The organism is Acinetobacter sp. ABJ-A23_2 (assembly GCF_044538765.1).
GTDB classification, from domain to species: Bacteria; Pseudomonadota; Gammaproteobacteria; order Pseudomonadales; family Moraxellaceae; genus Acinetobacter; species Acinetobacter nosocomialis_A.
This window is the reverse complement of sequence record NZ_JBIUCP010000109.1, coordinates 1-1299: the sequence shown is the minus strand read 5'-3', so window position 1 is coordinate 1299 and position 1299 is coordinate 1. Positions and strand designations below refer to the sequence as shown.

General features: G+C 27.7%; 2 protein-coding genes. Both read right to left on the bottom strand.

Translation table 11 applies throughout. The features are described from left to right. On the bottom strand, positions 1-525 hold a 525-nt coding region (locus ACH63V_RS18050; RefSeq protein WP_396464318.1), incomplete at its 3' end, for a hypothetical protein. A 103-nt stretch (positions 526-628) separates the two neighbouring features. Continuing rightward, the gene (locus ACH63V_RS18045; protein ID WP_396464317.1) at positions 629-904 is read right to left on the bottom strand and encodes a hypothetical protein; all 276 of its coding nucleotides are present in this window, start codon (positions 902-904) and stop codon (positions 629-631) included. Between the last annotated feature and the right edge of the window lie 395 nt (positions 905-1299).

Sequence of the window (1299 nt, the reverse complement as noted above, 5' to 3'; positions counted from 1 at the left end):
ATTTTCAACTTTCTTATTAATTCTTATATATTCAACCTCCCCTTCACAATTAAAATTCATATATAAATACCCAATTAATCCATATGATTTTAGATTATTATTTTCTAATTCTCCACTTTCAGAAATTATTCCATGATCTAAATAAAAAGACCTCACTGTCATGTCTTTATTCCAACAGACGTCAGAAGCTCTTATACCATCTTCATCATAATATTCTTCAATATATGAATATCCATTGTGATCAAAATCTATAGCTATACCACTATAGATTTCACCATCATTTATAATGGCTCTCTCTCCATCAAATTCAATAGTATCACCATCAATGATCTTTACATTTTTATCGACATCATCTGGTAAACAGAAAGGAATGTACTCATCAGTAATCTCTCCTTGTTCTACATAATGTGCAGTTAAAAAACCATTATCTTTTTCAAAAAACACAATTCCGGAGAATAAATTGTTGTCCTCAAACAACAATTTATTCTTTTCGATTAAAATTGTACCTTTTACTCTTTTCTGCATTTACTTAGATCCCATTAAGTATTGATTTCTTAAGTAACTTTTCCTATGTCATATTTTAAATACAAATACTTCATAGAAATAAAAGAAAGTAAAATTCCAACTATCAATTAAAACCGCTAAAAATGCCATATACAACCTCACCTTTAGCAATCTTATTTTCAAACTCTATCTGACTTAACATTTCATTTGATAAAGATTTATATTGCTCTTGAATATGAGACTGCCAACTAGTAACAGGCATTTCATAAACTGGTGATTCAATTTCATCCAAATAGATTCCATCATACACAAACTGATTTATAATTTTTTTTATAGCTTCTTCATAAGAATTAGCACTCGTATAACAATTTACGAATGCTTTAGTCATCGTTGAAGGCATAATTGACTCAACCACAGCATGAACTTTACATAATATTATAAAAACTTTCATTATTTGTTTACTTTACAACAGGAAGAAAAACACGGTTTAAAGGTTCAATAGATAAAAAAGGTGACTGTTTCAATAATGTACCTATTCAGAACTTGCATGCGAGTTGAACTATCAACATTTATACAAGCTATTAATTTACATTCTTCAAGAATCACCAAGTTTGATTTAAAGAAATATTATATATGTTAAATCAAAATATTATCAATATTAACGCCCTTAAAATCACAATTAACAAACTTAACACCATCAGAACAAGAGAAATCCACATTTGTTATAAAGTCATTTACCCCATTATATTCCAAGCTAGAAAAAGAACAGTTATTAAATAGAGCATTTTTTAAATT